Below are 19026 nucleotides of genomic sequence, written 5' to 3'. Positions count from 1 at the left end.
CCTGCGTACCCGGCGTCGCCGTTGTCAGGCTTGGTGATTCACCGACGTGTGTCGTCTCTCAGCTGCTTTCCCTCACCTGAACGGCCGCCACCCGTGTGCGCAGTGTCACCAATGGAACCCGCGGCTGAGCCGGGCGAGGGCCATCGCCGCACGCGACAGATGCTGCTCGCCCTTCCCGATCTTGAGCCCGCCGCCGCCACCGGCGGCCGCCGAATCCGGGAACACGCGGAATCCTTGGTAGGCCACGGCATCCGTGAGCCCCGGCGTGAGCGTGTAGGCGAGCCCGATCGCCTGCCCGGCAGGCGTGCCGATGTGCTTGGGACGTTCCTTCAGCGCCTTCATCACCATGTCCGCGGCCTGATCCGGGGATTTCGTCGGAAACGCGTCATAGATCTTCGTCGGCCGGATCATCGGAGTGCGCACGAGTGGCATGTGGATGGTCGTGAAGGTGATTCCGTCGCCGTGCGTCTCTGTCGCGGCGATCCGGGAGAAATAGTCCAAAGCGGCCTTCGACGCCGCATACGCCGAAAAGCGCGGCGCGATTCCTTGCACGCCGATCGACGACACGTTGACGATGTGCCCGAATTTCCGCTCGGACATATGCGGCAGTACCGCGAGGATGAGCCGCACCGCGCCGAAGTAGTTGATCGCCATCGCGCGTTCGTAATCGTGGAAGCGGTCGTACGACAGTTTGATCGAACGCCGGATCGACCGGCCGGCGTTGTTCACGAGCATGTCGATCCGGCCGTGCTCGGCGAGCATCGCGTCGACGGCCTTGTGCACCGACTCCTCGTCGGTCAGGTCGGCCGGGTACACCGACGCCGTGCCGCCCGCGGCGATGATCTCGTCCCGGACCTCTTCGAGTTCGTGCTGTCGCCGCGCCACGAGCAGCGGTACCCCGCCCGCCGCCGCGACCTTGATCGCGGTCGCCCTGCCGATGCCCGACGACGCGCCCGTGATCACCACGCGACGGCCGTCCAGCTCGCCGCGAGGGCCGTGCTTGCGGGCGCGGAACGGGTCCAGGTGCTCACGCCAGTAGCGCCAAAGGGTGGGCGCGTAATCCTCGATCCGGGGCACCTCGACACCGGAGCCGATGAGCGCCTTGCGGGTCGACGCGGACGAGAACACCGACGGGAACGCCATCGTGTCCAGCAGTACCGGCGGGATGCCGAGCCGCTCCATCACGGCGTCGCGCGCGATCGTGAAGCCGGGGATGTGCTCGCTCAGTTTCACCAGGTTGACGATGCCCTTGGACACGCGCTCGTTGAGCTGAACGGAGATCGTCGGCGCGCCCGCGGCCTTCGCGAAGGCGTTGTAGACCGAGACGACCGGCTGCGGTTCCGGGTTGACCAGGTGGAACGCGCGTCCGTCGAGGCCCTTCGTGGTGACCAGAGCGAGCAGCGACTCGGCGACGTAGTCGACCGGGACGACGTTGGTGTCGCCGAGGTCGGGGCCGACGATCGGCACGTCGGGCAGTCCGGCCAGCCTGCTGATCGCGGGGAACAGGTAGTACGGGCCGTCGATCTTGTCCATCTCGCCGGTCTCGGAGTTCCCGACCACGACCGCGGGCCGGTACACCCGCCACGGCACGTCCTGCTGCTCGCGCACGAGGCGCTCCGCCTCGAACTTCGTGCGGTGGTACGGCGTGACGAGCCGCTGGCCGACGTCGAACATCTCCTCGGTGAACATGCCCTCGTGGTCACCGGCGACGGCGACCGAGGACACGTGGTGCAGGCAGCCGGCGTTCAGCTCGGCGGCGAGCGCGATCACCTGCGTGGTGCCTTCGACGTTGGCTTTGATGCTGGCTTCGTCGTCGGCGGTGAGGTCGTAAAGGGCGGCGAGGTGCACGACGTGATCGACACCGCGAAGCTTCTCTCGGTCTTCCTGGCCGACGCCGAGCAGCGGCTCGCCGAGATCACCGGTGACGAGGGTGACGCGTTCCGGATGCGGCCAGGCGTTCACGAGTTTCGCGAGTTTGTCCCGGGAGGACGCGCGGACGACGAGCGCGACCTTGTCGGCGTCCTCCCTGGTGAGCAGCAGCCGGGTGAACTGGCGCCCGATCAGTCCGGTCGCCCCGGTCACCAGAAAAGTCGCCATCTGCCTCACCCTTCACCGTGTTCGCCCGCGTCCACCGGCATTCTGCTGCATCACCACGGCGCTGACCACCACGGCACCCGTGAAGTTACTCACGGGTAACTAGGCCGGGTCGGCGATGACGACCCTGTTCTCGGCGTAGCCGGTCTCTCCGCCGACCCAGCGGCCGCCGCAGGTGACGAGGACCACCCGATGGGGACCGGACTGGCCGAACAGTTCGTCCGCCCGTTGCGGCAGTTCGTTCTTCTTGAGCGTGATCAGCTGGGAAACCTTGTACTGCCAAGACTTCCCGGCCTTGTCGACCACGGTGACGGCACCGCCGATCCGTTCAGTCCACAGCTCCGCGAACGGACCCGTCGCGCCCTTCCAGTTCACGTGCCCGGCGAACACGCTCGCCCCGGTCTTCGAACTCAGCTCGGCGCCCCACCAGGTGACCTCGCCGAGGTTCTCCGGCACCGGCAGTTCCGCGCCCGGCCCGAGTTCCTTGCGCACGAGTTTCGCCGCGCCCCCCGCCGGCAGCCGGATCGTGCCGGGGCCCTGCGGTTTCGGGGCTTCGGGTTCCTTCGACGGCGGCGGGGCGGGAGGCGGCGTCGTCGGGCCGATCTCCGGCGGCGGAGTGACTTCCTGCTGCGCGGGCGCGGCCGGGGCGCCGCCCGCGACGGAGACGGAGACGGGCTGAGCCGCCCCCGTCACCACTGTCGTCGGCGGCCAGATGATCAGGGCCGCGACGAGGTCCGCGCACAGGACCGTGACGGCACCCAGCGCGAACCCGCGTCGTACTGACATTCCTGAACCTCTTTAGCGTCGCGAAGACCGCCGCGCGGCCACGCCCACCATCACCGAACCGAGCAGCGCGAGCGCGCCGACGCCGAGGATCCCGGCGGTCGACGCCGAGTTCTCGACGGTGCCCTGCATCATCGCCACCGGCCGGTCGCCGGCGGGAATGGTGCGCGGAACCTCGTTGGGCGTGTTGGCGACCTCGAGTGCCAGCGTCTCACCCGGCTTGACCTCACCGCAGGCGGACGGCGGATTCTTCGGATCGAACGCGTTGGTGTAGCCCGGCGGCGCGTTGACCTCGATCACGCAGATCTCCTGCGGGGTCCGCAGGTTCTCCAGGGTGACCGTCCCGGTCTCGCCTTCGGTGGTGACGACGGCGGGTTTGCCGTCGGCGCCGTTGAGCGGTTTGCCGTCGTGGCCGACGGCGGCCGCGGTCTTGTCCTTGGCGGTGATCCGCAGCGCGGCGCCGGCGATGCCCTTGCCGGTCTTCGCGTCGATCTTCGTCACCTGGACCTTGCCCGGCTTCGAGACGACCGCGACACCCTGGGCCTTCAGTTCCTTCTCGCCGCCCGTCGAGACGACCTTCTGCACGCCGGTCTCGACCGGGAACTGCACGTACGGCCGGTCCGCGGGGGCGGACAGCGAGCTCGCCAGCTTCGGCTGGTCACCGGTCGGCGTCACCTTGACCGTCACGGTGCCGTCCTCGCCGGTCTTGACCGTGGTGGCCTTCTCGGCCTTGGCCGTCGAGTTCGACGCGGGCTTGGTGCCCTCGTCGCCGTCGACGGTCGCGTTCGACGGGGTGAGCTTCACCGGAACCCCGGAGATGCCCTTGCCCTTGGCGTTCTTGACGCTGATCTTCCACTCGCCGGCGGTGCCGATGTGCTGGTCTTCCTTCGGCGGCGCGATGGCGGTGGTCCACGGGCCGCGGTTGGCCTCGGCGTCCTTGGTCAGCTTCTCGACGGCCGTGGCGGCGTCGGCGTGCTGCGCCTTCAGCTTGTCGAGGTGGCCCTGGATGTCGTAACCGAGCTTGTTCGCGGGCAAGTTCGGCTTGAGGTCTTCGGCGGAACGCGGCTTCGACGTCCACGAGTGCAGCAGGTGCGCGAGCGCCGCCGCCTCGGCCTTGTCCTGCGTGCCGCCGTAGCGCAGCAGCAGGTAGGAGATGTTGGCCGCGGTGTCCTCGGGGAGCTTCGCGCCCCACTTGTCGAGGAGTTCGTCGCCGGGCTTGTACTTCTCGTCCGTGTCCGGCGCCTTCAGCTGGAAGGAGACACAGAACACGTGCTTGCCGTCGACGACGTAGGAACCGAGCCAATCCCGGGCCCTGGGTTTGTTCTCGACCGTCTGGCCTGGCGTGACCTCGTAGCCGACGCCTTCCTGCTTGGCGGCGGAGGCCGGTGTCGCCGCGACGGTGGCGGACAGGGCGCCGAGCAGGCACGTCGCGATCAGGCTGGTCAAGGCGCGCGAACGCACGCTCGGGCGTGTGGTCCACCCCATGGTGTGTTGACTCCTTTGGCCGCGTTCTGCCCCGGCGCATTTACGTCGATGCAGGTCACACGATCGATAGGTTCCCCGACACGCCTTCGGTGAGTATCCGAACACGCAACGTGCAGGGTGTCCTGTGAGCAGCGGTTTTGGCAATAGGGCATCAGGTGGGGTATCGGTGAGCGGTCGGTGATCCACGCCGCATACGGTGTGGGGGATGGGTCTCGCCGGGAATGTGAGTAAAGTCGTCTTTACTTCGACGGGAACCGGGCGGCCCCCGCGGTCGTTGAACCCGATGCAGGTGCCAGTAGATCCAGGAGGATCAGGTGCGATCCAGTAGCAACCCGGCGTTCCGGAACCTGCCGCGTGGCGCGGCGGAGTACGGACCCAACGTAGGCTTCAACCAACCCCAGGGCGGCGTGCCCGGCTACGGCCCTCCGCAGACCTCCGCCGGCGCCGACGACCGTCCGATGACCGTCGACGACGTCGTCATCAAGACGGCGCTGAGTCTCGGCACGGCGCTGGTGACCGGTGTGCTCACCGCGATCTGGGCGATCAGCCAGATCCCGATGTCGGCGACCGGCAAGATCATGGGCATCCCCGGTGCCGTGATCGGCGCGCTCGTCGGCTCGATGATCGTCGGCCTCGTGATTTCGCTGGTGATCATCTTCAAGAAGATGCCGAGCGGCCCGCTCACGCTGGCGTACTCGGCCGTCGAGGGTGTCTTCCTCGGTGCGATCAGCGGTCTGTTCGAAGCGCTGTACCCCGGTATCGCGCTGCAGGCCATCGTCGGTACAGCCGGTGTCTTCATCGCGATGCTGGTCGTCTACAAGACGGGTGCCGTCAAGGTCACCCCGAAGCTGACCAAGTGGATCATCGGCGCCGTGGTCGGCGTCGCGATCATGATGCTGGTCAACCTCGTCACCAGCCTTTTCTTCAATTTCAACCCGCTGCGTGACGGTGGTCCGATCGCGATCATCTTCAGCCTCGTGGTGATCGGTGTCGCGGCGTTCAGCTTCCTGCTCGACTTCGACCAGGCCGACCGGATGATCCGCGAAGGCACGCCGTCGAAGTGGTCCTGGTACGTCGCCTTCGGCCTGATGACCACGCTGGTCTGGCTGTACCTCGAGATCCTGCGGTTGCTGTCGTACTTCCAAAACGACTGACCCGCGTTTTCCGCGAAAGGGCGCCCCGAGCGATCGGGGCGCCCTTTTCCGTGGTGGTGAATACTCTCTGACATGACCGAGCACAGGCGTTCCAAGTGGTTCTGGGTGGGCATCCTGGTGCCGGTCGCGATCGTGCTGCTCAGCGCGTCGTCGTGGATCTTCGGATACCTCTCGAACACCGACGACGTCCGGGTGGGCGACTGCTACGCGATCACCACGTTCGGCGACGTGGACGCGGATCCGGCCAAGGCCGACTGCGGTTCGGCCGAGGCCAACGCGAAGGCGGGGGCGAAGACCGAGGCCGGCGCCGCGTGCCCGGAGGGCGAGTACGACCAGCTCGTCGTCGACAAGACCTTCGCCTCGTACAAGCTCTGCATGATGATCAACGCGAAGCAGGGCGACTGCCTGGAGAACTTCCTCGCCGACAGCGTGGCCTATCAGAAGGTTCCCTGCTCGGACCCCGCGAAGGACGCGGAGGTCGTGAAGGTGACCGACGGCGCCGCGACTTGTGACGACACGGAAGCGACTCACCTCAAGGGCTACTCGACGCCTCTTTCGACGGTCTGCGTCAAGAGCACCAAGTAGCCCGGCGGAGCAAGGGACCTTTGGTATCGCCGCCGCCATCCGGCCGCGTGTGAGCCCCCATTCGTCGCACAGTGTGGGACGGGCTGCGATCGGCCGGTCACCGGTCCTAACGTTGCTCGTCCCCGACCCGCCGATCGACCTGGAGTCCTGGTGGCGACGACAGAAACCCAAGCCGGTGAGAAGAAACTCCTCGACTTCCCGACCTCCTGCGCCGCCCCGGTCCCGCAACCGGAGGAGCCGGTCAAGATCGTGCCGCTGGCGGTCGCCGGTGTTCTCGCGGTCGGTCTGACCTGGTACGTCTGGGCGGCGCACGGCGCCAAGTTCGGTGTCCTGCTGATCCTCGGTCTGCTGCTCGGCCTCGCGCTCTTCCACTCCCGTTTCGGTTTCACCTCGGCCTGGCGCCAGCTGATCGCGGTCGGCAACGGCCAGGGCCTGCGGGCGCACACGCTGCTGCTCGGCACGGCCGCGACCTTGATCGCGTTGATCGTCGGCACCGGCTCCGGCCTGTTCGGCAGCACGCCGAATCCGACCGCGGGCGGGCTGGGGCTCGCGTTGTTCGTCGGCGCGACGGTCTTCGCGATCGGGATGCAGCTGGGCGGCGCGTGCGCTTCCGGAACCCTGTTCGCGGTCGGTTCCGGTCAGTCGACGATCGTGCTGACCCTCGGCGGGTTCATCACCGGTTCGGTCCTCTACACATGGGCGTATCCGCTGCTGTCCGGCTGGCCCGAGTTCAAGGGGATCCTGCTGTCCGACCACGTCGGCTGGTTCGGCTCGTGGGCGATCACCATCGCCGTCCTCGCCGCGATCGTGCTGGGCACCCGGTTCGTGCAGAAGCGCCGCAACCCGCCGCCCGTCGACGTCGTGCCGACCGCGCGCGGCTTCGCCCGGATCTACCGCGGTTCCTGGCCGGTCCTCGTCGGCGCCGTCGTGCTCGGGGTGCTGGCGGGCGCTGTCTTCCTGGTCTCCGGCGGGATCTGGGGCGTCACGAGCGCGTTCTCCTTGTGGGGAGCCAAGATCCTGCAGGTGTTCGGACTGCATCCGGAGACGTGGGAGTTCTGGCGGATCAAGGCGAACGCGGCTTCGCTGGCGGGGCCGATCTGGAAGGACAAGAACAGCCTCACCGACATCGGCATCATGATCGGCGCGGGGGTCGCCGCCGCGGCGGCGGGCGCGTGGAAGATCCACAGCTCGATCCCGTGGCGCACCGCCGTGGCCGCGGTGCTCGGCGGGATCCTGATGGGCGTCGGCGCGCGGATGGCGGGCGGCTGCAACATCGGCGCCTACCTCGGCGGGATCTCGGTCGGCAGCCTGCACGGCTGGCTGTGGGGCGTTTTCGCGCTCGGCGGCACCTGGATCGGGCTCAAGCTGCGGCCGCTGTTCGGCCTCGGCAACCCGGCTCCCGCGGACAGTGTCTGCTGATCACTCTTCGTGACACCCTGTATGCGGGTCTGCCCTTTCGGCCCGCATACGGGGAAAAAGTTGGCATGTAAAACCCGTGTTCGGCTACCCTCGGCTACAAACCCGCGCTTGCGCATTTGTGCACAAGCGCGGTTGGGGAAGGTCCGGCGGTTCGCCGGGCGTCAGTTCCGTAGTCGCGGCAGACGGGGGTCGTCGCGTCCGAGGGATACACCGAGTACCAGGGGACGGATTCTTCATGTCAACGCAAAGCCCGGCGGCGCCGGGCAGCGACAAACTCGACGCGGGCGTGCTCAAGGTCGCCGTCGTCGTCATTCTCGGCGCGATCATGGCGATTCTCGACACGACGGTCGTCAACGTCGCGCTCCAGAAACTGACCATCGAGTTCCAGACCTCGTTCGACACCATCCAGTGGATCGCGACCGGGTACATGCTGGCGCTGGCCACGGTCATCCCGGTCACCGGCTGGGCCTCGGACCGGTTCGGCACCAAGCGGCTCTACATGACCGCGATCGGGCTGTTCCTGATCGGCTCGATGCTCGCGGGCATGGCCTGGGACGTCGAATCGCTGATCATCTTCCGGGTCCTGCAGGGCTTCGGCGGCGGCATGCTGATGCCCGCCGGCATGACGATCCTGACCAGGGCCGCCGGACCGCACCGGATCGGGCGCGTGATGGGCGTGCTCGGGGTGCCGATGCTGCTCGGCCCGATCGGCGGCCCGATCCTCGGCGGCTGGCTGGTCGACGCGGTGAGCTGGCGCTGGATCTTCTACATCAACGTGCCGATCGGCCTGATCACCATGGCGCTGGCCTGGCGAGTGCTGCCGAAGGACCGGCCGGAGCCGAGCGAGCGGTTCGACTTCGTCGGCATGCTGATGGTGTCGCCGGGTCTGGCGGCGCTGATCTTCGGCGTTTCGAACATCCCGTCGGCCGGCGGCGTCGGCGCGGTGGAGGTCTGGCTGCCCGCGCTCGCCGGGATCGGGTTGCTGGTGGCGTTCGTGTTCCGGGCGAACCGGGTCACGAACCCGCTGCTCGACCTGAAACTGTTCAAGAACGGGTCGTTCTCCATCGCCATGGTGACGATGACCTTCTTCTGCGTCGCGTTCTTCGGCGCGATGCTGCTCCTGCCTACGTATTTCGTGCTGGCGCGGGGTGAATCGGCGATGAACGCCGGTCTGCTGCTCGCCCCGCAGGGTTTCGGCGCGATGCTGACCATGCCGATCGCGGGCAGGTTCGCGGACAAGATCGGCGCGCGGAAGATCGTGCTGCCCGGTCTCGTGCTGATGCTCGCCGGCCTGATCGCCTTCACCCAGCTCTCCGCGACGACGCCGTACTGGCTGCTGCTCTCGGCGCTGTTCGTGATGGGGCTCGGCATGGGCGCGACGATGATGCCGATCACCTCGGCCGCGTTGCAGACGCTCAAGTCGGAGGACATGGCGAAAGCGTCGACGGCGACGAACATCGTGCAGCAGACCGCGGGCGCGATCGGCGCGGCCGTGCTGTCGATCATCCTGGCGGCGCTGCTGGCCGGGAAGTTCGGTGTGCCGACCGCGCAGGGGCAGCTGGCCGCGACGGCCGCGGTGATGAACCCGGCGACGCACGAGGCGGCTTCGGGGCTCACCGCCGACGCGTTTTCGACCACGTTCCTGTGGTCGATGATCCTGCTCGCGCTGTGCCTGATCCCGGCGGCGTTCCTGCCGAAGACCAAGCCGGCGACGCCGGAGGGCGCAGACGGTGAGGTCCCGGCGGCTCCGCCGGTCATGACCCACTAGCGGTTCCCGGCCCGTCCGGAAAACGAGAGCAAGGGACCTTTGCTATCGCTCGCTTAGCATGGCTAAGTAAGTGACAGCAAAGGTCCCTTGCTCTCTTTGTGCAGGTTAGCGCGTTTCGGGAGCTGTCCGGACGGGTCGCGAAGGACTGCGAAGCGTGCGTCGCGTGCGAAGCAAAATCGCGAAGGCCTCCTAGACGGACTAGGAGGCCTTCGCGGACCTTGGTCACCCGGTGCGCGGCTGGACGGCAGCGCGTGTTGCGAAAGCCACTTTCGCAACGTTCAAGGTTGCGAAAGTGGCTTTCGCAACCTCGGCTCAGGCCCGGTCGGACGCAGCGCCTCCGCGAGGGGTCAGGAGAGGCGCTCCAGGACCATCGCCATCCCCTGGCCGCCACCGACGCACATGGTCTCGAGACCGAACTGCTTGTCGTGGTGCCGCAGCGAGTTGATCAGCGTGGAGGTGATCCGCGCGCCGGTCATGCCGAACGGGTGGCCGACGGCGATCGCGCCGCCGTTGACGTTCAGCCTGTCGAGGTCGATCCCGAGGTCCTTGTACGACGGGATGACCTGGGCGGCGAACGCCTCGTTGATCTCCACGAGGTCGATGTCGCCGATCGACATCCCGGCGCGCTCGAGCGCCCGCTTCGACGCCTCGACCGGGCCGTAGCCCATGATCTCCGGCGACAGCCCCGAAACACCGGTCGACACGACGCGGGCGAGCGGTGTGAGGCCGAGTTCCTTCGCCTTGGTGTCGGACATGATGATCACCGCGGCGGCGCCGTCGTTGAGCGCGCAGCAGTTGCCCGCGGTGATCCGGCCGTCGGGGCGGAAGACCGGCTTGAGACCGGAGACGCCTTCGAGGGTGACGCCCGCGCGCGGGCCGTCGTCCTTCGAGACCACGGTTCCGTCCGGCAGGGTGACCGGCGTGATGTCGTTGGCCCAGAAGCCGTCCGCGATGGCCTTCTCGGCGAGGTTCTGCGAACGGACGCCGAACTCGTCCATCTCTTCGCGCGACACGTTCTTCAGCCGCGCGAGGTTCTCGGCGGTCTGGCCCATCGCGATGTAGACGTCCGGGAGGATCCCGTTCTCGCGCGGGTCGGTCCAGCCCTCGGCACCCTCGGCCGCCACCTGCGCGGTGCGGGCCTCGGCGTCCGCGAACAGCGGGTTGTGCGTGTTCGGCCAGGAGTCCGAGCTGCCGTTGGCGAAACGCGAGACGGTCTCGACGCCCGCGGAGATGAACACGTCGCCTTCGCCCGCCTTGATCGCGTGCAGCGCCATACGGGTGGTCTGGAGGCTGGACGAGCAGTATCGCGTGATCGTGCAGCCGGGAAGGTGGTCGTAGCCGAGTTCGACGGCGACGGCGCGGCCCATGTTGAAGCCCTGCTCGCCACCGGGGAGACCACAGCCCAGCATGAGGTCTTCGATCTGCGTCGGGTCGAGCTCGGGGACCTTGTCGAGCGCGGCGCGGACCATCTGCGCGGTGAGATCGTCCGGGCGGATGCTCACCAGCGATCCCTTGCCGGCGCGGCCGATCGGGGATCGGGCGGTGGAGACGATGACGGCTTCGGGCATGGAACGACACTCCCTTGTTCTCGATCCAGACACGCGCTAAGCGGTTGCTCACCTCGCATCCTCCACCGGTGGGAGGTGCTGGTCAAAGGCGAACGCGATCCACGCCACTCTTCTCGTTTGCCGTTCCCGTCCCGCCCGGTTGAGTGGACACATCGCGACCTGCGGCGTTTAGGCTGTCAGCGTGGATTACGTCGAGCACATCGTGGACCTCGTGGGCAACACCCCTCTGGTCAAGCTGAACGCACTGGCCGAGGGGCTGCAACCGCTCATCCTGGCCAAGGTCGAGTACGTCAACCCCGGTGGCAGCGTCAAGGACCGCATCGCGCTGCGGATGATCGAAGCCGCGGAGCGCTCCGGCGAGCTGCAGCCCGGCGGCACCATCGTCGAGCCGACGTCCGGCAACACCGGTGTCGGACTGGCCATGGTGGCGCAGCGCAAGGGATACAAGTGCGTGTTCGTCTGCCCGGACAAGGTCAGCGAGGACAAGCGCAACGTGCTCAAGGCCTATGGCGCGCGCGTCGTGGTCTGCCCGACCGCGGTGGCGCCCGAGCATCCGGACTCCTACTACAACGTCTCCGATCGTCTCGTGCGCGAGATCGAGGGCGCCTGGAAGCCGAACCAGTACGCCAACCCGGAGAACCCCGCCAGCCACTACCACTCGACGGGCCCGGAACTCTGGAGCCAGACCGAGGGCAAGATCACGCATTTCGTCGCGGGCGTCGGCACCGGCGGCACGATCTCGGGCACCGGCAAGTACCTCAAGGAGGTCAGCGACGGCCGGGTCCAGGTCATCGGCGCGGACCCCGAGGGCTCGGTGTACTCCGGCGGATCCGGACGGCCGTACCTGGTCGAGGGCGTCGGTGAGGACTTCTGGCCGGACACCTACGACCGGGAAATCGCCGACCGGATCATCGCGGTGTCGGACGCGCATTCCTTCGACATCACCCGCCGGCTCGCGCTCGAAGAGGGGCTGCTCGTCGGCGGCTCGTGCGGGATGGCCGTCGCCGCCGCGCTCAAGCTCGCCGAGGGCCTCGGCCCGGACGACGTCGTCGTCGTGCTCCTGCCCGACGGCGGCCGCGGCTACCTCACCAAGGTGTTCAACGACGGCTGGATGTCCTCCTACGGCTTCCTGCCGCCGGACTCCAGCGGCGCGACCGTCGGCGACGTCCTGATGAAGAAGAGCGGCTCGCTGCCCAGCCTGGTGCACAGCCACCCGAACGAGACGGTCGCCGAAGCGGTGGCGATCCTCTCCGAGTTCGGTGTCAGCCAGATGCCCGTGGTCAGCGCGGAACCGCCGGTCATGGCGGCCGAGGTCGTCGGCGCGGTCAACGAACGCGATCTGCTCGAAGCGCTCTTCACCGGCAAGGCGCAGCTGGCCGACCGGCTCGAGCAGCACATGTCGCAGCCGCTGCCGACCATCGGCGCGGGTGAACAGGTGAGTTCGGCGATGAGCGCGCTCTCGGGCGCGGACGGCGCGTTGGTGCTGGTCGACGGCAAACCGGCGGGTGTCGTCACCCGGCACGACCTGCTCGCGTTTCTCGCGGGACGGTAAAGAGGCATTCCATCGGATGGCCGGGCCGGGGCGTTACGAGCGGCCCACCCGGCTATCCGATAGCGTGTTGGGTGAGTTGAACTTTTATGTCCTCGTCAAGGGGGTTCAAGACCCAAATGAGTGCTCCGCAGCCACCGAATCAGCCTTGGGGTGGCGCCCAGCCACCGCAGGGACCCCCGAGTGGCCCCCAGCCGCAGCAAGACAACCCGTTCGGTTCCCCGGAACCGACCCAGGTGGTGCAGCCCGGACAGCCTGCCCAGCCCGATTACGGGCAACCGCAGTACGGGCAGCAGCCCTCGTATGAGCAGCCCCAGGGTGGCGGGTTCGGCGACACGCCGGAGCCCACACAGGTCGTGCAGCCGGTCCAGCCGGGATCCGGTGACGCGAACGCGACCCAGGTCGTCCAGCCGGTGAGCTCTGGCGGGGAAACCCCCGCCAGTGAGTCCACCCAGCTCGTGCCGCCGGGTTCGCAGCCGCCCGCCATCCCGTACGCCCCGCCGCCGAGCGCGGCCGACAACCCCGCCGCCGGTGCCTACGGCGCGCAGGGTGGCGGTTTCGGTCAGCAGCAAGGCTTCGGCGGACCCCCGCAGGGCGGATTCGACCCGTCGCAGGGTCAGCAGCCCGGTTTCGGCCAGCCGCAGCAGGGCTTCGGCGGACCGCCGCAGGGCGGATTCGGTCAGCAGCCCGGTTTCGGCGGACCGCCGCAGGGCTACAGCCCCGCTCTCGCCGGGGGCGGCGGCGGGAACCCGTTGTTCGGGTTCATCGCCGGTGGCCTCGTCGGCCTTCTCGGTCTTCTCGCGCTGGTCTTCACCTTCGTCTACTTCGGCGACGCGAGCGAGTTCTCCGAAGGTGTCGACAGCCAGTCCTCCAAGCTCGGTGAGGAGGCGGTCAACAAGCTTCTCGACCAGTTCGGCTTGGCGTCGCCCGGCACCGTCTGGCTCTACGTGATCCTGCTGCTGGTCGCTTCGATCATCGCGACGGCGGCCGGCGCCGGTCTCGCGCTGGCGAGCAAGCTCCCGGCCGGGATCAAGAAGATCGTGCCGATCGCGGTCACCGCGGGCGGCGCGCTGCTGCTCCTCTTCGGCATCCTGCTCCTGGGCGCCACGACAGCGTCCGGCGACGGCGTCCCGGACGCGGTCAGCATCGGGATCGGCTTGCCGCACCTGATCTTCGGCATCCTGATCCTGATCGTCGGGGTTGTGGGCCTGATCCCGGCGACGGCGCAGTTCGTCGGCCTCGGTGGCGGCGGTTCGGTGCTCGGTGCCCCGCAGGGCGGTCAGCCCGGTGGTTTCGGTGGCCCGCCGCAGGGTGGCTTCGGCCAGCCGGGTCAGCCCGGTCCCTACGGTCAGCCGCAGCCGGGCCCCTACGGTCAGCCTGGTGCGCCTTCGGGCGGTTTCCCGCAGCAGCAGGGACAGCCCGGTGGTTTCGGGCAGCAGCCCGGCCAGCCCGGTCCGCCCAGCGGTGGGTTCGCGCAGCCGGGTCAGCCGCCGCAGGGTGGCTTCGGTCAGCCTCCGCAGCAGCACGGTGGTTTCGGCCAGCAGCCCGGCCAGCCCGGTCCGCCCAGTGGCGGTTTCGGCCAGCCGGGTCAGCAGCCCGGTCAGCCTCCTCAGCAGTGGTGATCCGTTACCACTGAACGGTTTCGCTCGGAACGCCCCCGGCCCGTCGGCCGGGGGCGTTCTGTTTTCGCCGGGGTCTTCCGATTCACCGCCACGACCGGGTCCGCCCGGCTAGGGTGAGCGCCGTTAACCCACACCCGGCTGATGGGGGCGACGTGACCGGTCCGTACGGATATCCCGCGCAGCCCGGACCGGCCGGATTCGGTTATCACGCACCACAGACCCGGCCGAGCGGGGCGACGGCGATCATCGCGGCGCTGCTGGGACTCGTCGCCGCGGGCGCCGCCGGGTACCTCCCGGTCTACTTCTTCCTCGAATTGCCGTCCGGGTTCAGCATCGGCGATCTGCCCGGTCTCGTGCTCACCGAGTTGGGGCTGTACCTGCTGGCCGCGTTGCTCCTTCTGGTCGGCGCGCTGTCGGCGTTCTTCCGCTCGGTCGCGGGCGCGGTCCTGCTGGTGCTCGGCTCGCTGCTGGTGATCACCGCCGTGCTGATGGAACCGTTGGCGTTCAACGGGGCTTACGGTCTGTACTTCCGCGTCCAGTTCGAATTCGAGACGTTCGTCGCCCTCGTGCGCGTGGTCATGTTCGCGGTCGTACCGTTCACGCTGATCTTCGCGATCATCCCGCCGACACTGAAGTATCTGCGCTGGCGGCCGACCCCGGCTCCGCCCTACCGGCCACAGAATCAGTTTCCCCCGCAAGCCGGTTGGTGAGATCCTGGGGCTTTCCGGCTCGACTTGGGGGAGTTTCCATGGGCCAAAACCGGTCTTCGGCGACCGCGATCGGCGCGGCCGTCCTCGCTTTCTTTTGCGGCATGCGGTATCTGACCGAAGCGGGCACCTTCGTCACGCAACTCGCGTTCCTGGACACCGCTCCGCGGTACTTCGTCGGGACGGCCTGGAACGGGGTGCTCGCGGTGGCCCTGTTCGTCGGCGGTGTCCTGCTGCTCTTGAGGAAGGTCCTCGGCCGCGTCCTCATCGTCGCCGGGACGGCGCTCGGGCTGGTGGCCACCCTGCTGGCGAACGGCGAGGTCCGAGGTTACTTCTTCGCCGAACTGGAGGGGCAGCCACTGGTCACGAGCGATTTCGCCGCGTTCTTCCTGTTCGTGATGACGGCCTCCGCTCTGGTGCTGTCGGTGATCCGGCCGACTTCGGAGTGGCTGGAGGGAAAGCGGCGCGACCACGAAGAGCCTCCGCCGCAGGATCGGCTTCCGGGCTGGTAGCCGGGCTGACAGGATGGGGCGAGGATTGCGACAGGGGGAGCCATGACGTACCAGCAGTACCCGCCACAGGGCGGATATCCGCCGCCTGGCGCCTATCCGCCGGCGGGAGCGCCGAGGCGGCCGAACGGCGCCACCGGGATCATCGCCGGGATCCTCGCGATCCTCGGCGGACTCTGGTTCCTCTCCGGACTCGTCTGGGTCGTCATCCTGATGGTCGACCGGATGCGGTCGTACTACATCGTCGGCGGGATCCTGGACCTCGCCGTCGGGGTGCTGCTGCTGATCGGCGGGATCCTGTTGCTCCTGCGCAAGCGCGCCGGGCGCATGCTCGTCGTGATCGGCGCGGGCGCGGCGATCTTCTTCGGGGTCGTCTTGGTCGTCCTGGGTGCGACGGGGTCGCATTTCCACTACGTGTTCGGCGGGGTGTCGGGACTCTACGGATTCTTGGGGATGATCATCCAGCTCCTGCTCCCGGCGATCGCCACCATCGTGCTGGCGCTGATCCCGCCGACGGGGCGCTGGCTGACGTTCGCGAAACAGCCCGCGGTGTTCATGCCGCCGCAGAACCACGGCTACCCGCAGCCACCGACCGGATATCCGCCGTCCGGTTACCCGCCACCGCAGCAGGGCCCGCCACCCGGACAGTGGTGAGTTCGATCCCAGTCGATGGGATCTCGAGGGGGTGGTCGTACCCTGGATCGTATGGCCGACGACTACTCTCTGCTGGGCTTCGAAACGCGCGCGATCCACGCCGGGCAGACCCCTGATCCCCGGACCGGCGCGGTCATCGTGCCGATCTATCAGACCTCGACCTACGCGCAGGACGGCGTCGGCGGCACGCGCGAGGGCGACTACGAATACTCCCGCACCGCGAACCCCACGCGCACCGCGCTGGAGGTCGCGCTCGCGGCACTCGAAGGCGCCCGGCACGGTCTGGCCTACTCGTCGGGGATGGCGGCCAGCGACGTCCTGTTGCGGGCGACCCTGCGGCCCGGCGACCACCTCGTGCTCGGCAACGACGCGTACGGCGGCACGTTCCGGCTGATCGACAAGGTGCTCAGCCTGTGGGGCGTCGAGCACACGGTCGCCGACCTGGGGAACATCGCCGAGGTCCGGGCCGCGATCCGGCCGGAGACGAAGCTGATCTGGTGCGAGTCGCCGACGAACCCGATGCTGGGGATCGCCGACATCGCCGCGCTGGCCGAGGTCGCGCACGGCGCCGGCGCCCGCCTGGTCGTCGACAACACCTTCGCCACCCCGTACCTGCAGAACCCGCTTTCGCTGGGTGCCGACGTCGTCCTGCACTCGACGACCAAGTACCTCGGCGGGCACTCCGACGTCGTCGGCGGCGCGATCCTGACCAACGAGGACGAGCTGCGTGAGCAGCTGTTCTACCTGCGCAACGCGGCCGGCGCGGTACCCGGCCCGTTCGACGCGTGGCTGACCCTGCGCGGGATCAAGACGCTCGCGCTGCGGATGGAGCGGCACAGCGACAACGCCGAGCTGATCGCCCGGATGCTGCTGAAGCACCCGAAGGTCGACCGCGTCTACTACCCGGGCCTGCCCGAGCACCCCGGCCACGAGATCGCTTCGAAGCAGATGCGGCGCTTCGGCGGGATGATCTCGTTCACCCACGTCGACGGCGAGCAGGCCGCGCTCGACGTCGCGTCGAAGACGAAGCTGTTCATCCTCGCCGAGTCGCTGGGCGGGATCGAATCGCTCATCGAGCACCCCGGGCGGATGACCCACGCGAGCACCGCCGGGTCCACCCTCGAGGTGCCGGACAACCTGCTGCGCCTGTCCGTCGGCATCGAGGACGGCAGCGACCTGGTCGCCGATCTGGCCAAAGCCCTGGGCTGACCGCCGCCGAGCCCAGGGAGGGAGCAAGGGACCTTTGCTATCGTTAGCGTACGCATGCTAACTAAATGGCAGCAAAGGTCCCTTGCTCTGTTCGCGCTGGTCAGCGCGGTGTGGTGGGAGAAAGGCCCGGTTACGGGCGGAAGTTACTGGGCGCGATACCGCTCTTCGCGTCCGCTTCGTGCGAAGTGCCCTGAGGGGCGGCTGGCAGCTCTGAGCCGCCTACGCAGCCACCGACGAGCTCGATGTGGTTGTCGTGCCGGATGTACTGGCCCGGATCCACGCACCCGGCGCGATCGACCGTGTAGACGGCGGCGCCGGTCAGCAGCGCGGCCGAAGTGAGGGCCAGCACGACCGGGAGCAGCCCGGCGGAACGGGTCGCCCGGGCCCTGCCGATGTTCCCCCGTGCCATGTGCGCTCCCTGATCGCCTTCGCCGCCGCCGTCAAGACTACCCGGACCACGAACTTGTCACGTGACGTATCCGGAAGGTGGCATCATCCGGTCAGCTGACGCCGTGAAAACGGCGCGCTTCAGGAGGCCTGCTGGCCGGTGATGGCGGCGACCGCGAGTTCGCGTTCGGGCTCGCCGACCTCCGGCAGAGTGAACCGCAGCGCCCGGATGTGAGTGAGCAGCTCGGGATCGGGCGCCACATCGTGCTCGCGAAGGTAGTAGGCGACCGCGCCCGGCCAGTACCACCGGCCGTCCGTCCGGAAGTTCAATGGCACCAACGGTTCCCGGTCGGGCTCGAACGCGTCGGCGTCGTAGGTCCGCGACGCCAGCACGACCGGCGCGCCGTCGAGGTACTCCAGCACGCGGTCCCGTTCGGCGGGGGACAGCGGCTCGCGGTTCACCACCGGACGGCCAGACTCGTCGAGGCCGTCGTAGACACGCGGCGAGCGCAAGGCATCCGGGTCTTCGGCGGGTGGGGTGGCCACCAACGGCTCGGCCGCCGGTGCGGCTTCGAGTCCGGCCCGCTGCCGCAGCCAGTCCGGGATGTTCTGGTCCGCCCGCGGGAAGAACCGGAGTTCGTCCTGGAATCCGATCGGCGGCGGAGCCTGCCGCCACGGCGGCTCGACGTCCGGGAGGAAGTCCGTGCTGAGCACCGTCGCCGAGCCGTAGACCAGGATCGCGCTCAGCCAGGTCCCGCGGCCGGGCTGGTACATCCCCGTGCGCAGGTTTCCGAGCAAGTGCATGGCTTCCGGGCTCGGCTGCACCGGCCGTGGCAGACCGTCCTGCCCGGTGACGAGCAGGTCGGCCTCGACATGCCTGCCCGCCGCCCGGTACTCGACCCGCATCTGCTGCCAGCCAGGCGGAAGCGGCGTCGCGAGGGCATGACCGATCTGCCAGACGAGCTGTTGTTGCTGCTGCTGGTTCAACGGCGTCGGCGGCTGGGTCATCGTCTTCCTCAGTCGGTCTTGGCGCCGGAGGCGGCCAATCCACGCTTGAACCAGTCCGGCATGTACGCCTCGCCTCGGGGGAACCGTTCCTGCTCCAGGGCGAACTCGTCCGGTGCGGGGTACGGCTGGAAGTCGGGTTCGTTCTGCCAGTTGTACTGCACGCGGAACCGCGACGGGGGTTCGATGACGAGCCTGGCCGAGAACCAGGTTCCTTCGCCTTCTTGGTACATGCCGCCGCGCAGCCGCTGGAACATGCGCCACGTCTCGACGGACGGTTCCCACACCTGGTAGGTGCCGTTCGGGTCGAGCACGCCGACCGCGACGTCGATGTTCTTGCCGACCACCCGGTAGTCCAGCACCACCTCACGCCAGCCCGGCGGCAAAGCACCGACCACCGACAAGGTGATCTCGCCGAGAAGTTCGTTCTGCGCGATGGGGTCGAGCTGAGGCCATTGAGCCATCCGGTAAATCCTCCTCGTGGTCACCGCTGGAACAGCGGTGACCCATCATGGCACGGGTGCCGGT

General features: G+C 68.3%; 17 protein-coding genes. 10 read left to right on the top strand and 7 right to left on the bottom strand.

Annotated elements, in window-relative coordinates:
• Positions 1-105: 105 nt before the first annotated feature.
• The 3 genes from HDA45_RS14535 to HDA45_RS14525 all read right to left on the bottom strand — a co-directional run bounded on the left by HDA45_RS14535 (position 106) and on the right by HDA45_RS14525 (position 4362).
• Positions 106-2097: an SDR family oxidoreductase gene (locus HDA45_RS14535; protein WP_184895557.1), complete on the bottom strand. Its 1992-nt coding sequence runs from the start codon at positions 2095-2097 to the stop codon at positions 106-108.
• Between the two features lie 99 nt (positions 2098-2196).
• Positions 2197-2880 (bottom strand): class F sortase, encoded by a 684-nt coding sequence (locus HDA45_RS14530; protein WP_184895555.1) that lies wholly within the window; start codon positions 2878-2880, stop codon positions 2197-2199.
• A 12-nt stretch (positions 2881-2892) separates the two neighbouring features.
• Positions 2893-4362, bottom strand: a complete 1470-nt coding sequence (locus HDA45_RS14525; RefSeq protein ID WP_184895553.1) for a SpaA isopeptide-forming pilin-related protein — start codon at positions 4360-4362, stop codon at positions 2893-2895.
• Between the two features lie 314 nt (positions 4363-4676).
• On the opposite strand from HDA45_RS14525, the gene HDA45_RS14520 reads away from it, so the two are divergent.
• The 4 genes from HDA45_RS14520 to HDA45_RS14505 all read left to right on the top strand — a co-directional run bounded on the left by HDA45_RS14520 (position 4677) and on the right by HDA45_RS14505 (position 9288).
• Complete coding sequence (locus tag HDA45_RS14520) at positions 4677-5516, top strand: Bax inhibitor-1/YccA family membrane protein (protein WP_184895551.1); 840 nt, start codon at positions 4677-4679, stop codon at positions 5514-5516.
• 72 nt (positions 5517-5588) lie between these two features.
• A complete protein-coding gene (locus HDA45_RS14515) occupies positions 5589-6101 on the top strand; it encodes an LppU/SCO3897 family protein (RefSeq protein ID WP_184895549.1) in 513 nt (170 codons plus the stop codon).
• Positions 6102-6251: 150 nt separating this feature from the next.
• The gene (locus HDA45_RS14510; RefSeq protein ID WP_184895547.1) at positions 6252-7520 is read left to right on the top strand and encodes a YeeE/YedE thiosulfate transporter family protein; all 1269 of its coding nucleotides are present in this window, start codon (positions 6252-6254) and stop codon (positions 7518-7520) included.
• 235 nt (positions 7521-7755) lie between these two features.
• Positions 7756-9288, top strand: a complete 1533-nt coding sequence (locus tag HDA45_RS14505; protein WP_184895545.1) for a DHA2 family efflux MFS transporter permease subunit — start codon at positions 7756-7758, stop codon at positions 9286-9288.
• 347 nt (positions 9289-9635) lie between these two features.
• On the opposite strand, the gene HDA45_RS14500 is transcribed toward HDA45_RS14505, so the two are convergent.
• A complete protein-coding gene (locus HDA45_RS14500) occupies positions 9636-10856 on the bottom strand; it encodes an acetyl-CoA C-acetyltransferase (protein WP_184895543.1) in 1221 nt (406 codons plus the stop codon).
• Between the two features lie 181 nt (positions 10857-11037).
• On the opposite strand from HDA45_RS14500, the gene HDA45_RS14495 reads away from it, so the two are divergent.
• The 6 genes from HDA45_RS14495 to HDA45_RS14470 all read left to right on the top strand — a co-directional run bounded on the left by HDA45_RS14495 (position 11038) and on the right by HDA45_RS14470 (position 17106).
• The gene (locus HDA45_RS14495; protein WP_184895541.1) at positions 11038-12408 is read left to right on the top strand and encodes a cystathionine beta-synthase; all 1371 of its coding nucleotides are present in this window, start codon (positions 11038-11040) and stop codon (positions 12406-12408) included.
• 233 nt (positions 12409-12641) lie between these two features.
• A complete protein-coding gene (locus HDA45_RS14490) occupies positions 12642-14027 on the top strand; it encodes a hypothetical protein (RefSeq protein ID WP_184895539.1) in 1386 nt (461 codons plus the stop codon).
• Positions 14028-14179: 152 nt separating this feature from the next.
• Entirely contained in the window at positions 14180-14737 is a 558-nt protein-coding gene (locus HDA45_RS14485) for a hypothetical protein (RefSeq protein WP_184895537.1), read from the top strand.
• A gap of 38 nt (positions 14738-14775) precedes the next feature.
• Complete coding sequence (locus tag HDA45_RS14480) at positions 14776-15246, top strand: hypothetical protein (protein ID WP_184895535.1); 471 nt, start codon at positions 14776-14778, stop codon at positions 15244-15246.
• A 42-nt stretch (positions 15247-15288) separates the two neighbouring features.
• A complete protein-coding gene (locus HDA45_RS14475; protein ID WP_184895533.1) occupies positions 15289-15897 on the top strand; it encodes a hypothetical protein in 609 nt (202 codons plus the stop codon).
• 51 nt (positions 15898-15948) lie between these two features.
• The gene (locus HDA45_RS14470) at positions 15949-17106 is read left to right on the top strand and encodes a cystathionine gamma-synthase (RefSeq protein ID WP_101610532.1); all 1158 of its coding nucleotides are present in this window, start codon (positions 15949-15951) and stop codon (positions 17104-17106) included.
• Positions 17107-17236: 130 nt separating this feature from the next.
• On the opposite strand, the gene HDA45_RS14465 is transcribed toward HDA45_RS14470, so the two are convergent.
• From HDA45_RS14465 to HDA45_RS14455, 3 genes are all read right to left on the bottom strand, one after another.
• Entirely contained in the window at positions 17237-17515 is a 279-nt protein-coding gene (locus tag HDA45_RS14465) for a hypothetical protein (RefSeq protein ID WP_184895531.1), read from the bottom strand.
• 119 nt (positions 17516-17634) lie between these two features.
• Positions 17635-18501 (bottom strand): ferredoxin, encoded by an 867-nt coding sequence (locus HDA45_RS14460; protein ID WP_184895529.1) that lies wholly within the window; start codon positions 18499-18501, stop codon positions 17635-17637.
• An 8-nt stretch (positions 18502-18509) separates the two neighbouring features.
• Entirely contained in the window at positions 18510-18962 is a 453-nt protein-coding gene (locus tag HDA45_RS14455; RefSeq protein ID WP_184895527.1) for a hypothetical protein, read from the bottom strand.
• Between the last annotated feature and the right edge of the window lie 64 nt (positions 18963-19026).

The organism is Amycolatopsis umgeniensis (genome assembly GCF_014205155.1).
Classification (GTDB): domain Bacteria; phylum Actinomycetota; class Actinomycetes; order Mycobacteriales; family Pseudonocardiaceae; genus Amycolatopsis; species Amycolatopsis umgeniensis.
Note: the sequence above shows the minus strand (reverse complement) of the source record. Positions and strands in the feature narration are given on the sequence as shown.